Raw genomic sequence first — 12,649 nt, forward strand, 5'->3', positions numbered from 1 at the left:
TTTCTTTACGGGATGGATTTTCAGTTCAACAGTCCCGTTCATAAAATTGAGGATGCTTCTTTTACCGATAAAAAAATAGAGCTTTACCTCAAGCGGGACGATCTGATCCACCCATTGATTTCGGGCAACAAATGGCGAAAATTAAAATTTCTACTTGCTGATGCCCGGCTTCAGCATAAAACCCATTTGGTTACTTTTGGCGGCGCTTTTTCTAACCATTTACTGGCTACGGCTGCTGCGGGCGCAACTTTTGGTTTTAAAACAACTGGTTTTGTACGAGGCGAAAAAGTAACAAACGATACACTTTTTATGTGTTCTTTGCTGGGGATGCATTTGATTTTTACTGATAGAAACAGTTATCAGCATAAACAGGAACTTTTTTCATCTAACTTTGCTAATCTGCCAGAAGCTTTTTTTATAGATGAAGGCGGCGCTTCTGCACAAGCTGCACTCGGGTGCAGCGAATTGGTAACTGAACTTCCTGAAGATTTTGATCATCTATTTTGTGCTTGTGGGACAGGAACTACAGCAGCCGGTATATTGAACGGATTGACGGCGAAAAATCTTTCAACTCAATTTCATGCGGTCCCGGTTTTTAAAAATGCCGGATGGATGCGACTGGAAATAGAAAAATACCTGCTAAAAGAAGCATCCTTTAATTTGCATAGCCAATATGGTTTTGGCGGATATGCAAAAACAACACCCGATCTCCTTTTTTTTATTAAAAAATTTATTGCAGCCACCGGCATTCTTATTGATCCGGTTTATACAGGCAAAATGCTCTTTGCCGTTTACGATCTCATTAACAAAAACTACTTTTTGCCCGGTTCTAAAATATTAGCTGTACATACCGGCGGTATTTTTGGTTTGCTTGGCATGAAAAAGCAGTTTCAGTTTTAAAATAACTATGCTTCTTTTACCAGGTAAAAATTGTTAACCACGTTTCAGTGTTGGTTTTCAGGCTTATCACTTAGCTTTTTAGCAGTAAAATCGATTACTTTCAGATTTTTATCACAAAAACTTTTTTATATTGTTAATATTATTAAAAAATACTTAATATTTTTATACTTATTTACAAAAATTGGTGTTAATACTTACATAAATTTCCTACTTCTTATACTATCCGTTATGGCCAAACTTGATACCAATCTAAAAAATCAGCTTCTCGACCTTGCTGAAACGCTAAATGCCTTTAAATCAGACACTGTTCAGGTTATAATAGCCGAGAGACTGCTGGACAGCATTTTTGTGAACGAGGAGCAGAATTTTAACAACCCGGAAAATGGGCAGGAGCAATCCTATAACCCGCGCCGGGCTAAAAGAATCAACCCAAATAAAGAGCGTAAAAACAGCGGACACGTGCGGGAACGGAAACCAACCGGTGCAACCAAAGCAATGTACCGCTTGTTAGATACTGATTTTTTTGACGAGCCAAAATCTATTTCAGCAATTGCCGACCGTTATAAAGAGGAATTTAACGAAGATTTTAAAACTTCAGAAATATCAGGCATCCTGTTAAAATCAGTAAAAGAAAACCTTTTAAAGCGCGAAAAGAACCAAGGCAACAAACGTTACGAATATGTGAAGGCTTAATTAACTTCAAAAACTTTTTTATCGTTTAGATGAGATTGAACAGATCGTTCACGCCAAGTAACCTTTTGCAAGTGAACCCTTCTGCATATTTTACCTGTATTGCCCTGCCAAATTCGCGTGCCCTTGCCTCTGCTACTTCCATAAATTCCGGACTGGAAATGTAGGTTTGCGGTTCATCAATCCAGTCAGGGTTGTAAAACTGAGATTTAAATGCTTTTATACTGGCTACTTTTTGTGGCCAGTAAGGTGTAATATCAACCAAAATATCAGGTTTGATATACGTATCCTGAATAAAGTTCAATACCATTTTTGGCCGCCAGGCTTCCTGTTCCAACCCATCATCCAATACTGTTTTTATCTTCCTTAAACCTGCATAGAAACAAGCATGTTCTACCAGATCTGCTGCCCGTGCATGGTCCGGATGACGATCGAGAGTGGCATTGGTAATTACAATTTCTGGCTGATATTTACGGATTACACTAATTACTTCCAGTTGGTGCTGATCGTCGTTTTTAAAATAACCGTCTTGTAAACCTATATTTTCCCGAACAGTTAAATTGAGTATTTCTGCTGCGCGTGCGGCTTCTTCCCGCCTGATTTCTACAGTTCCGCGCGTTCCTAATTCTCCCCTTGTCAAATCTGCTATGCCTACTTTTTTACCTAAGGCAATTTGTTTAGCTATTGTACCAGAACAATATAATTCCGCGTCGTCTGGATGTGATGGTAAAACCAGAATATCTAATTTAGTCATATATAATTACTGCACCTATTTTGTCGGTTCTTAAAACTTGCTTAAATTTTTATCAGAAAAATGATGATGCTTCTTTTATCACTATAAATTCTGTTTTTATAACGGCTCAGATTATGAGCATTAAAAGTTGATGATTTTTAGGCGATAAAAGAAGTATAGAAAAATAAATTAAACAAATTTTAAATATGCCCTTACTTAACGGCAAGTAACCGCTCTATTTTTTTCTTGATTTTTGAGGAAGTCGGTTTCGTAAAAGGATAAAAAAAGTCGCATACTTCACCTTCTTTGTTCACTAAATATTTATGAAAATTCCATCGTGGAGTAGAATTTAGGTGCCCGTTCAGGTTTTTATCAGATAAAAATTGGTATAAAGGATGTGCGTACGAGCCTCTCACCCTAATTTTATTGAATACCGGATAATTTGCACTGTGGTTTACTGTACAAAATTCTAATATCTTCTCGCCATCCAATGGTTCCTGTCCGCCAAAATCATTAGAAGGAAAAGCCAGGATTTCAAATTCCTGCTCTGCATATAACTGCCTCAACCCTTCTAACTCTGTTAATTGTGGTGTAAAACCGCAACCTGATGCTGTATTTACAATCAATAATACTTTGCCTTTAAAAACTTCCAGGCTTATTTCGTGCCCGCCAATAGTTTCTACATTAAACTGATAAATATTTTTTTCGGTCATTTAATTTAATAATAAACTGAATATCCTGCAGATACCAAAATTGCTTCTATATCCCGGTCTTCTTCAGGGTTATACGTTTCTTTGAGATCATGGCCAAAAACACGTGCCGCCGATTGAAACATAAACGCTTGAAATCCGCCTTTCAGTTGTTTCAATAACTCAAAACTGGTGTTTCCTGTTTCACGTTGTACCAACTTAATCAGGATTTCTCCCTGTGTAATTGTCAGGTTTTTAATTTGCTTGTTAAAAAGGTCTTTAATCTCTTTTTCGCATGCTTTAACCATTTCTTTTTGCTTGCGTTTATCGCCCGTTGTAGCCAGGTCGCGTTCCAGTTGCCGGTAACGTGCACCTGCAAATTGTGCATAAGGCAAAACCTTTAAAACGTTGTAGCGCAAACGATTGTAAGCAGCACGGTCTTCGGGTGTTTTAAAAACTCTAAAATCCCTGATATTAGCGTCAGGAAGGAGTACCCAGGGAATAAACTCGCCGTCAAGCTGTGTCACAGCCACTTTAATACTGTCGTTTTTACCTGGTTTAATTTTAAAAGCAGCGGTTTCTGCTGTTGATTGTGCTTTTATAACACAAGACAGACAGGAAAAAAGCCCAAAAAACCATAGATATTTCATAAATTTACCTTAAGCAAAAATAAGCTTATTTTAATAACAATAGTAAAAGCTAAGTACGTAAACAGTAATAAGATGTTGTTTACAAAAAATAATATATAAGGCAAAAAAAGCTGTATGAAAGAAATTGTGATTGACCTGGAAGCGGAGAAGAAGGAAATACTAAAAAGATACCGGGCATTGTTAAGGGCGTGTAAAGCTACTTTGCAAAAGGGTGATGAGCGGATGATACGCAAAGCCTTTGAAGTAGCCGTAGAAAGCCATCAGGATATGAGGCGCAAATCCGGCGAGCCATATATATATCATCCCATTGCTGTTGCACATATTGCTGCTGAAGAAATTGGGCTCGGCCCCACTTCTATCGTTTGTGCATTATTACACGATGTGGTAGAAGATACCGATGTTACTTTAGATGATATTGAACGCGATTTCGGAAAAAAAGTAGCCAAAATTATAGATGGGTTAACCAAAATATCAGGCGTATTTGATACCAACAGCTCTCTACAGGCAGAAAACTTTAGAAAGATGCTGCTTACCATGGCTGATGATGTGCGGGTAATTTTGATCAAACTGGCAGACCGCTTGCACAACATGCGTACGATGGAGTTTATGCCGCGTGATAAACAGCTCAAATTATCATCGGAAACCATTTACTTATATGCGCCTTTAGCACACCGTTTGGGTTTATATGCCATTAAATCTGAGCTGGAAGATTTGTCCATGAAATACATGGAGCCGGAAACTTATCAGTTCATTAAAAAGAAACTCAATGAAAAGAAAGCTGAGCGTGAAAAATTTATCCGTGATTTTATAGAACCGGTTAAAAAAGTATTAGAAACACAGCACTTAAATGCAGATGTTTTTGGCAGGCCAAAATCGATCCATTCTATCTGGAACAAGATGAAAAAGAAAAATATTCCTTTTGAAGAGGTTTATGATCTTTTTGCCATCCGGATTATTTTAGATAGTGCGCCGGAAAATGAAAAGGCAGATTGCTGGAAAGCCTATTCTGATGTAACTGATATTTACCGTCCAAACCCGGACCGCTTACGCGACTGGATCTCATCACCAAAAGCAAATGGTTACGAATCTTTACATACAACGGTTATGGGGCCGCGCGGACAGTGGGTAGAAATTCAGATCCGTACAACCCGGATGAATGAAATTGCCGAAAAAGGATTTGCTGCGCATTGGAAATACAAGGAATCATCTGCTGAAAGTGGTTTAGACCAGTGGATACACAAGGTTAGGGAATTGTTAAAAAGCCCGGAAACAAATGCCCTGGATTTTCTGGACGATTTCAAGATGAACCTTTTTTCTGACGAGATATTTATTTTCACGCCAAAAGGAGCATTGGTACAATTACCAACCAATGCTACCGCATTGGATTTTGCTTTTGAGATTCACTCTGATGTGGGTGCCCGCTGTATTGGCGCTAAAGTAAACCACAAATTAGTTCCGCTAAGCTACAAGTTGCAAAATGGCGATCAGGTTGAAATTATCACTTCAAGCAAGCAACAACCCAAAGAAGACTGGCTTAATTTTGTAGTTACCGCAAAGGCGAAATCAAAAATTAAATCAGCGTTAAAAGAAGAGAAACGTAAGGTTGCCGAAAACGGAAAAGAAATTCTGGAAAGAAAACTGAAATCGTTAAAAATTTCTTACACATCGGATAACCTGTACAAGCTGTCCTACTTTTTCAAGCTCCAATCAACGCAGGACTTATTTTACAATGTGGCCCAGGGCTTGATCGATTTGAAAGACCTGAAAGAATTTGTTGCATCAGAAAAAGTGGTCGAAAACCGTTCGCCGGAAAAAATTGAAGCAGACCAGATCCAAAACCTTATCCGTAATGTAAAAACGAAAGACAGCGATATTTTACTGATTGGCGAGGATATGCAAAAGATTGATTACCGGTTAGCAACTTGCTGTAATCCGATTCCGGGTGATGATGTTTTTGGTTTTGTCACCGTAAATGAAGGCATCAAGATCCATCAAACCAGTTGCCCTAATGCTACCAAACTGATGTCTAATTATGGCTACCGTATTGTAAAAGCTAAATGGACAAACCAGCAGGAACTTGCTTTTTTAACTGGTTTACGCATTAAAGGAATTGATGATGTTGGCTTGATTAATAAGTTAACAACCGTTATTTCTAATGATTTTAAAGTAAACATGCGCTCTTTAACCGTTGATAGTAACGACGGTATTTTTGAAGGGACTATTATGGTTTACGTACACGATAAGGAGCATTTGGATAATTTGATCAAAAAATTGAAATTGGTGCGCGGCGTAACTTCTGTAGCCCGGTTCGACTCGACCTTAGAAAAGGTATCCTGAGGAAAGATTCGCATTTTCTTGATTTATTAATAACTTTGATCTGATAAATAATCAGCATGGCCCAACAGGAAACCATAGAAATGGTTAAAAAAATTTTCGAGGCTTACCTTGAAAATAAAAGTCTTCGTAAAACACCAGAGCGTTTTGCTATCCTTGAGGAGATTTATTCCCGGAGCGACCACTTTGATGTAGAATCGCTTTACATCCACATGAAAAATAAAAAGTACCGGGTTAGCCGGGCAACAGTTTATAACACTTTAGAACTGCTGCTTTCATGCGATCTGGTCACCAAGCACCAGTTTGGAAAAAATATGGCCCAGTTTGAAAAATCTTACGGTTATAAACAGCATGATCATATCATCTGTTTAAACTGCGGCCGGGTGGTTGAATTTTGCGATCCGCGCATCGGACAGATTCAAAACATGATGGGCGATTTATTGAAGTTTGAGATTAAACACCATGCGATGAATATGTATGGAGATTGTTCACGTTTAAAAGCAGGCTACTGCGAGTTCTATTCTAAAAATTAAATTCTGATAAACCAAATAAATGGCTGTTGATGTATTATTAGGCCTTCAGTGGGGAGATGAAGGCAAAGGAAAAATTGTGGACGTACTTTGTCCGCATTACGATTTAATCGCCCGTTTTCAAGGCGGCCCAAATGCCGGGCACACGTTGGAGTTTGACGGACAAAAATATGTGCTGAATACGATCCCTTCCGGTATTTTTAATGAAAAAACCCTAAACCTGATTGGTAACGGTGTTGTTATCGATCCGATTACTTTAAAGCGAGAACTTGACAACCTCAAAAAAGCAGGTTTTGATCCGGTTGCAAAAGGTAAATTAGTTATTGCCCGTAAAGCACACCTCATTTTACCTACACATCAGTTGCTGGACGCTGCTTCCGAAAGTAAAATGGGTGCTGATAAAATTGGCTCAACGCTAAAAGGAATCGGGCCAACTTATATGGATAAAACCGGCCGTAACGGTTTACGTGTGGGTGATACCATGTTGCCGGATTTTAAGGAACGCTACAATAAGTTAGTAGAAAAGCATAAATCTATCTTGATTCATTACGGAGAAATCCCTGATTTTTCTGAAAAAGAAACAGCGTTTTTTGAAGCCGTAGAATTGTTAAAAAGCATTCCGCATGCGGATAGTGAGCATTTGGTAAACAAGTATTTAAAAGAAGGAAAAACAGTGTTGGCAGAAGGCGCGCAAGGTACCATGCTGGATGTTGATTTTGGCTCCTACCCTTTTGTAACTTCTTCCAACACTACGGCTGCCGGCGCTTGCACTGGTTTAGGCATTGCGCCAAAAAATATTGGCGAGGTAATCGGGATTTTTAAAGCTTACTGCACACGTGTAGGAAGCGGGCCTTTTCCAACAGAACTGGAAAACGAAACCGGAGAAGAATTACGCAAACTTGGCCATGAATTTGGCGCTACCACTGGCCGGCCACGGCGGACAGGCTGGATTGATTTGCCTGCTTTAAAATATGCGATTTTGTTAAATGGTGTAACACAGTTAGTGATGACGAAAGCCGATGTTTTAAGTGGGTTTGATAAAATTTATGCTTGTACGCATTACGCTTATCCAACAGAAACTATCGATTACATGCCTTATGATATTTGTACTGTAAAACCAGAACCGGTTTTAAAAGAAATTGAAGGCTGGCACGAAGACTTAACAGGAATTACAGAAATCAACCAAATACCGGAAAAGCTAAAAGCTTATATTGATTTTTTGGAAGCTGAAGTTGGCGTACCGGTAAAATACTTATCTGTTGGCCCGGACAGGAAACAAACGCTTATTTTACAATAATCAAATTTTGGGGTGGTAAAAGAAGCATTCATCCTTGATGTAAAAATGTTTAAAAGAAAAGCCCTTTATTGGGCTTCTTCTTTTAATACAGCTTGCGTTTTTGATTCTAATGGGTTTGCAGATGCTTATTCTAAGTTTGATTTGATGATTGCTGCCTGTGCAGAAGACGAACTGGAAGCTAATATCGGTACTTCTTTTATCGACCTAAAATCTTTCAAAAAAAAACATCCAAAGAAATGGCTTCCGGGTTTTTTAAGTTACGATCTGAATAACGAAATTGAATATCTTTCCTCAAAAAATCCCGATCAGCTTCAATTTCCTGATTTGTATTTTTTCCTTCCGAAGCATGTTCTTTTGTTGAAAGAAAATCAACTTAAAATATTTTCTGATCAGGCAGAAGATGTTTATAACCAGATCGATCAAACAACAATTCCAAGCTCAAAACAAAAACCAAAAGTTCAAATTCAGGCAAGGATCAGCAAAGAAAGCTATCTGCAAAAAGCAGAACGAATCCGTAGGCATATCATTCGTGGTGATATTTATGTAACTAATTTTTGTCAGGAGTTTTATGCTGAAAATGCTCAAATAGATCCTGCTTTCGTTTTTGATCAGCTCAATACAGTTTCGCCAACCCCTTTTGCCTGTTATTTTAAAGCTGGAAATAAATATATTTTATCTGCCAGTCCGGAACGTTTTTTGGCAAAAAGAGAAAGTAAACTAATTAGTCAGCCAATAAAAGGAACAGCGCCGAGATCAGCTTTTGCGGCAGAAGATGAACACCGAAAAAACATCCTTAAAAACAGCATCAAAGAAAAATCAGAAAACGTAATGATTGTGGATTTGGTGCGAAATGACCTGACAAAAAGCGCAATTGCAGGAACGGTAAAGGCAGAAGAACTTTTTGGTATTTACAGTTTTACACAAGTGCATCAAATGATCTCGACAATAACTGCAGCATTAAATCAAGATGTTGATGTGGTTGATGCCATAAAAAACACTTTTCCTGCTGGTTCCATGACTGGTGCGCCCAAAATAAAAGCGATGCAATTGATGGAAGAATTTGAAGGCAGTAAAAGAAGCATTTATGCAGGTTCTGCCGGTTACTTTTCTCCTGATGGTGATTTTGATTTTAATGTAGTTATCCGTTCAATTCTTTATAATGCAGCAAATAAATATCTAAGTTTCCAGGTTGGCAGTGCAATTACTTTTTTAGCTGATTTAGAAGCAGAATATGAAGAATGTTTGCTTAAAGCAAGTGCGATTATTAAGGTTTTGGGTGGATAAAATTTTTAGCTTATTGGTCAGTCATAATAATGGCCGTAACATTTAACAATCTCTATAACAGATTCTTTTATAACGTAAATTAAACGATGTTCATCATTAATTCTTCTCGACCAGTAACCCGAAAAGTCACCTTTTAGTGGTTCTGGTTTTCCTAATCCAACAAAAGGAGTTTTTTGAATATCAGAAATCAGTTCAAATATTTTAAAAACCAATTTTGCATTTTCAAATTTATAAAGCTGAAGTTCTTTTAAAGCTGTTTCTGAAAATTGTACAGCTCGCATTATGAAAAATTACCAGTAAGATAAGCGTTTAATTCTTCCATTGAAAACGTTTTGCTTTTACCTTCGGATAATTCTTTTATAGCAGATTTCACTGAATTAAAATAGGTTACATTATCAGAAGGCATTTCTTTTTTAATACTTATTATTATTTCTGACTGCTTATTATCTTTCACCCAACCTTCAATTTTTTTAAAAAGTTCTATATCAAATTCTGCAGCGGTTATTTTGAATGTAGCTTCCATATTGGTGTCTTTTCTATAAAGCTAAGTATTCTATTATAAAATGAGTAATCGTTTTAACATTGAAGCCAAGTGAGTTTACGTTATCCTATATATTAAAAAAATTAGTAAGACTGGCTTTATAATTACCATTATTGCTTTATATAATACTTCATAGCTTCCGGGATCCGTTTCTGAATATTAGCAATCCGGGTTTCATCGGACGGGTGTGTACTTAAAAACTCTGATTGTTGTTGTCCGCCGCCTTGCGCTGCCATTCGTTTCCAAAAAGTCAAAGCTTCATGAGGATCATAGCCCGCCATCGCCATAAAAGTTAACCCTAAACGATCAGCTTCTGTTTCCTGTCCACGGCTGTATTTAAGCAAAGCTAACTGACCAACGGTTCCGTAAGATTGATTGATAATATTAACCAATGCAGAGGAAGAACCGCTTGCAGCAACACCAATGGCAGAACCTAAACCCTGTGCAATATATTGTTGTGAAATTCTTTCTGCTGAGTGTTTGGCAATGGCATGGCCAATTTCATGTCCCATAACAGTTGCTAAACCTGCATCGTCTTTGGTTATTGGTAAAATGCCGCTATAAACAGCTACTTTTCCACCTGGCATACACCAGGCATTTACTTCTTTGCTTTCAATCAGGTTAAATTCCCACTTAAAATTATAATTATTGGCGTAACCGTTATCCTTTAAATAACGCTCGATAGCTGAAGCTAATCTTCCCCCAATCCGTTTAACCCGCTGTGCATCTGCTGTATTATTAATAACTTTTGTTTTAGGGTCTGATAATAGCTGGCGGTAACTTTGTGCAGCCGATTGGTTTACCTGCTCATCACTCACTGCAATAAATTGTTTACGGCCGGTGATGGGAACACTCGAACAGGAATTAAGTATAATTGCCGAAGCAAGCAGGATAACTGCATATATCTTTTTCATGGTTTATTAGACTACTTTCTTTTTGAAAAAGTTTACTTTGGATTCTTTCCCTTTCATTAAACGCTCTATATTTTTTTGATGCGTAACCAAAATTAATACACAAATACACATACCGTAAACAATAATGGACCGTACAGAAACGTGAAAAACAAAAATGGTACTGAGCGGAAAAGTAAACCCAGCGGCAATAGAGCTAAGCGAAACGTATCTGGTGATCAACAAGACTAACAAAAAAACCAATATGCAAAGTAAAGATGCCTGAAGATGTACAGCGAGAATCATTCCGGTTAATGTTGCAATTCCTTTTCCACCGCGAAAACCTGCAAAAATTGGAAATAGATGTCCCATAACAGCAGTGATCCCTAAAGCAAGCTGATAATTAACAAACTGGACGGAATGGTGCGGACCGGTAACTGATAAACCAATAAAAAAGGCAAGGCTTGTAGCAGCATAACCTTTCAGAATATCGATCAGCATAACCGGAATACCTGCTTTTTTACCTAAAACACGGAAGGTATTTGTAGCCCCTGCATTACCACTTCCATATTCCCTAACATCTACGCCGTAAAAAGATTTACCTATCCAAACTGCAGTAGGGATCGATCCAATTAAATACGCTAAAATAAGTGCCCAGACTGAGTATATAGAAATCATCTCAATGCAATATTAGTAAAATTGCTATGCACACTGTTTTTATTTGGAGAAAAAACATCATTAAACTGCTTTAAGGCTTAAATCCAGGCTTTTAACCGAATGTGTAAGTGCACCGGAAGAAATATAATCTACTCCCGTTGCAGCATATTCCTTAATATTTTCTAATGTTATCCCGCCCGAAGCTTCGGTTATGTATTGCTTGTTAATTAATTTAACAGCTTCTTTTAACTGATGTGGCGAAAAGTTATCCAGCAAAATCCGATCTGCACCGCCTTCTTCTATCACCTGCTGCAACTCATCCATATTACGGACCTCAATCTCTATCTGTAAATTTTTATGTTGATCGATTAAATACTGCCGTGCTTCTTTTATCGCCTGTTTTATGCCGCCTGCGTAATCAACATGGTTATCTTTAATCAAAATCATATCGTACAAGCCAAAACGATGGTTAACACCGCCGCCAATACGTACTGCCCATTTCTCTAAATAGCGCATTCCGGGCGTTGTTTTACGGGTATCTAATATTTTAACACCGCTACCTTTTACCAGTTGTACAATTTGATTGGTTTTTGTTGCGATACCAGACATTCTTTGCATGCAATTTAGCACCAGTCGTTCGGCTTTTAAAATGCTTTGTGCGCTTCCTGCTACATATAAAACAATATCCCCAGGTTGGATAATTGCACCATCTTGTAATAAAACCTGTACTTGTAAATCAGGATCAACCGTATGGAATATTTGCAAAGCAATTTCCACTCCTGCCAGTATGCCTGCTTCTTTTACCAGCAATTTTGCTTTGCCTTTAGCATTGGCAGGAATAGTTGCCAGAGAAGTGTGGTCGCCATCGCCAACATCTTCTGCCAGAGAAAGATCAATAAAATTTTGAATGATTTTTAAATCCAATTGAATAATATTTTGAGATCAAAAGTAATTATTTTGGCTAATCTACTGGCCTTTTTCTGCTTCAATATGCAAGTCTGTAATCTCCTGGTTACCGTTTGTAATTTTAAGCGAGTAAGAAACACGAAAATTTCCGTTGCTGGTGCGTAACTGCACAACTGCATATTGAAGGCTTGGGTTCGTTTCAATACGATGGATAACTTTTACAGATACAGGTTTGTTTTGAGTAAAAAAGTTAGTTAACAGCGTTTCGGCCTGAGCTTTGGAAACATCTTTTTCATCATCTAAAATACTAAACTCCATACTTGCAGCAAATTGTTTAGCCAATTCATGTGCCTGGCCTTGCTGTAATAAAGCAGCAATTTTATCAATCGGGCCTGCAAAAAAAACATTGCTAAAAACAGTAAAGAACAATAAAGTGCTAACAATAGGTTTCATCATTGGTTATAATTAAACTTTTTACGCATAAAACTAAAGTAATTTACAACAAATTTACCGGCTCTTAATATAATTCATCATTTTACTTATCCCGA

The 12,649-nt window shown here is 37.7% G+C and carries 15 protein-coding genes; 6 read left to right on the forward strand and 9 right to left on the reverse strand.

From position 1 onward, the window contains the following. The first annotated feature begins 12 nt into the window (after nt 1–12). Nucleotides 13–900: a 1-aminocyclopropane-1-carboxylate deaminase/D-cysteine desulfhydrase gene (locus tag GO621_RS04960; protein ID WP_157564775.1), complete on the forward strand. Its 888-nt coding sequence runs from the start codon at nt 13–15 to the stop codon at nt 898–900. Between the two features lie 228 nt (nt 901–1,128). Next, entirely contained in the window at nt 1,129–1,593 is a 465-nt protein-coding gene (locus GO621_RS04965) for a hypothetical protein (RefSeq protein WP_157564777.1), read from the forward strand. 25 nt (nt 1,594–1,618) lie between these two features. On the opposite strand, the gene bshB1 is transcribed toward GO621_RS04965, so the two are convergent. From bshB1 to GO621_RS04980, 3 genes are all read right to left on the reverse strand, one after another. After that, nucleotides 1,619–2,344, reverse strand: a complete 726-nt coding sequence (bshB1, locus tag GO621_RS04970) for a bacillithiol biosynthesis deacetylase BshB1 (protein WP_157564779.1) — start codon at nt 2,342–2,344, stop codon at nt 1,619–1,621. 191 nt (nt 2,345–2,535) lie between these two features. Beyond that, nucleotides 2,536–3,036, reverse strand: coding sequence for a glutathione peroxidase (locus tag GO621_RS04975; RefSeq protein ID WP_157564781.1), 501 nt, complete (start codon nt 3,034–3,036; stop codon nt 2,536–2,538). A gap of 5 nt (nt 3,037–3,041) precedes the next feature. Continuing rightward, nucleotides 3,042–3,662 (reverse strand): DUF4294 domain-containing protein, encoded by a 621-nt coding sequence (locus GO621_RS04980; RefSeq protein WP_157564783.1) that lies wholly within the window; start codon nt 3,660–3,662, stop codon nt 3,042–3,044. A gap of 114 nt (nt 3,663–3,776) precedes the next feature. On the opposite strand from GO621_RS04980, the gene GO621_RS04985 reads away from it, so the two are divergent. From GO621_RS04985 to GO621_RS05000, 4 genes are read left to right on the forward strand one after another with little or no spacing between them, the layout of a single operon-like run. Continuing rightward, nucleotides 3,777–5,999 (forward strand): RelA/SpoT family protein, encoded by a 2,223-nt coding sequence (locus tag GO621_RS04985; protein WP_157564784.1) that lies wholly within the window; start codon nt 3,777–3,779, stop codon nt 5,997–5,999. A gap of 56 nt (nt 6,000–6,055) precedes the next feature. Then, entirely contained in the window at nt 6,056–6,529 is a 474-nt protein-coding gene (locus GO621_RS04990; protein ID WP_157564786.1) for a Fur family transcriptional regulator, read from the forward strand. Between the two features lie 19 nt (nt 6,530–6,548). Next, a complete protein-coding gene (locus tag GO621_RS04995; protein WP_157564787.1) occupies nt 6,549–7,823 on the forward strand; it encodes an adenylosuccinate synthase in 1,275 nt (424 codons plus the stop codon). Nucleotides 7,824–7,868: 45 nt separating this feature from the next. Continuing rightward, nucleotides 7,869–9,107 (forward strand): anthranilate synthase component I family protein, encoded by a 1,239-nt coding sequence (locus GO621_RS05000; protein WP_157564789.1) that lies wholly within the window; start codon nt 7,869–7,871, stop codon nt 9,105–9,107. Nucleotides 9,108–9,124: 17 nt separating this feature from the next. On the opposite strand, the gene GO621_RS05005 is transcribed toward GO621_RS05000, so the two are convergent. The 6 genes from GO621_RS05005 to GO621_RS05030 form a co-directional block, all read right to left on the reverse strand. Next, nucleotides 9,125–9,388, reverse strand: coding sequence for a Txe/YoeB family addiction module toxin (locus GO621_RS05005; RefSeq protein ID WP_157564790.1), 264 nt, complete (start codon nt 9,386–9,388; stop codon nt 9,125–9,127). Next, nucleotides 9,388–9,630, reverse strand: coding sequence for a hypothetical protein (locus tag GO621_RS05010; RefSeq protein WP_157564792.1), 243 nt, complete (start codon nt 9,628–9,630; stop codon nt 9,388–9,390). Before GO621_RS05010 ends, GO621_RS05005 begins: the two co-directional genes overlap by 1 nt. A 128-nt stretch (nt 9,631–9,758) precedes the next feature. Further along, complete coding sequence (locus GO621_RS05015) at nt 9,759–10,562, reverse strand: M48 family metallopeptidase (RefSeq protein ID WP_157564793.1); 804 nt, start codon at nt 10,560–10,562, stop codon at nt 9,759–9,761. Nucleotides 10,563–10,568: 6 nt separating this feature from the next. Continuing rightward, nucleotides 10,569–11,216, reverse strand: a complete 648-nt coding sequence (gene plsY, locus GO621_RS05020) for a glycerol-3-phosphate 1-O-acyltransferase PlsY (protein WP_157564795.1) — start codon at nt 11,214–11,216, stop codon at nt 10,569–10,571. A gap of 60 nt (nt 11,217–11,276) precedes the next feature. Next, nucleotides 11,277–12,119 carry a carboxylating nicotinate-nucleotide diphosphorylase gene (gene nadC, locus GO621_RS05025; RefSeq protein ID WP_157564797.1) on the reverse strand — a complete coding sequence of 281 codons (843 nt, stop codon included), beginning with the start codon at nt 12,117–12,119 and terminating at the stop codon, nt 11,277–11,279. A 42-nt stretch (nt 12,120–12,161) separates the two neighbouring features. Beyond that, complete coding sequence (locus tag GO621_RS05030) at nt 12,162–12,557, reverse strand: DUF4783 domain-containing protein (protein WP_157564799.1); 396 nt, start codon at nt 12,555–12,557, stop codon at nt 12,162–12,164. Between the last annotated feature and the right edge of the window lie 92 nt (nt 12,558–12,649).

The sequence above is a fragment of the Mucilaginibacter arboris genome, assembly GCF_009754915.1.
GTDB lineage: Bacteria > Bacteroidota > Bacteroidia > Sphingobacteriales > Sphingobacteriaceae > Mucilaginibacter_A > Mucilaginibacter_A arboris.

What these genes read in the sequence shown, in the direction of transcription:
- GO621_RS04960 (WP_157564775.1), top strand. Translation starts at nt 13, where the DNA reads ATGGATTTTCAGTTCAACAGTCCCGTTCATAAAATTGAGGATGCTTCT.
- GO621_RS04965 (WP_157564777.1), top strand. Translation starts at nt 1,129, where the DNA reads ATGGCCAAACTTGATACCAATCTAAAAAATCAGCTTCTCGACCTTGCT.
- bshB1 (WP_157564779.1), bottom strand. Translation starts at nt 2,344, where the DNA reads ATGACTAAATTAGATATTCTGGTTTTACCATCACATCCAGACGACGCG.
- GO621_RS04975 (WP_157564781.1), bottom strand. Translation starts at nt 3,036, where the DNA reads ATGACCGAAAAAAATATTTATCAGTTTAATGTAGAAACTATTGGCGGG.
- GO621_RS04980 (WP_157564783.1), bottom strand. Translation starts at nt 3,662, where the DNA reads ATGAAATATCTATGGTTTTTTGGGCTTTTTTCCTGTCTGTCTTGTGTT.
- GO621_RS04985 (WP_157564784.1), top strand. Translation starts at nt 3,777, where the DNA reads ATGAAAGAAATTGTGATTGACCTGGAAGCGGAGAAGAAGGAAATACTA.
- GO621_RS04990 (WP_157564786.1), top strand. Translation starts at nt 6,056, where the DNA reads ATGGCCCAACAGGAAACCATAGAAATGGTTAAAAAAATTTTCGAGGCT.
- GO621_RS04995 (WP_157564787.1), top strand. Translation starts at nt 6,549, where the DNA reads ATGGCTGTTGATGTATTATTAGGCCTTCAGTGGGGAGATGAAGGCAAA.
- GO621_RS05000 (WP_157564789.1), top strand. Translation starts at nt 7,869, where the DNA reads ATGTTTAAAAGAAAAGCCCTTTATTGGGCTTCTTCTTTTAATACAGCT.
- GO621_RS05005 (WP_157564790.1), bottom strand. Translation starts at nt 9,388, where the DNA reads ATGCGAGCTGTACAATTTTCAGAAACAGCTTTAAAAGAACTTCAGCTT.
- GO621_RS05010 (WP_157564792.1), bottom strand. Translation starts at nt 9,630, where the DNA reads ATGGAAGCTACATTCAAAATAACCGCTGCAGAATTTGATATAGAACTT.
- GO621_RS05015 (WP_157564793.1), bottom strand. Translation starts at nt 10,562, where the DNA reads ATGAAAAAGATATATGCAGTTATCCTGCTTGCTTCGGCAATTATACTT.
- plsY (WP_157564795.1), bottom strand. Translation starts at nt 11,216, where the DNA reads ATGATTTCTATATACTCAGTCTGGGCACTTATTTTAGCGTATTTAATT.
- GO621_RS05030 (WP_157564799.1), bottom strand. Translation starts at nt 12,557, where the DNA reads ATGATGAAACCTATTGTTAGCACTTTATTGTTCTTTACTGTTTTTAGC.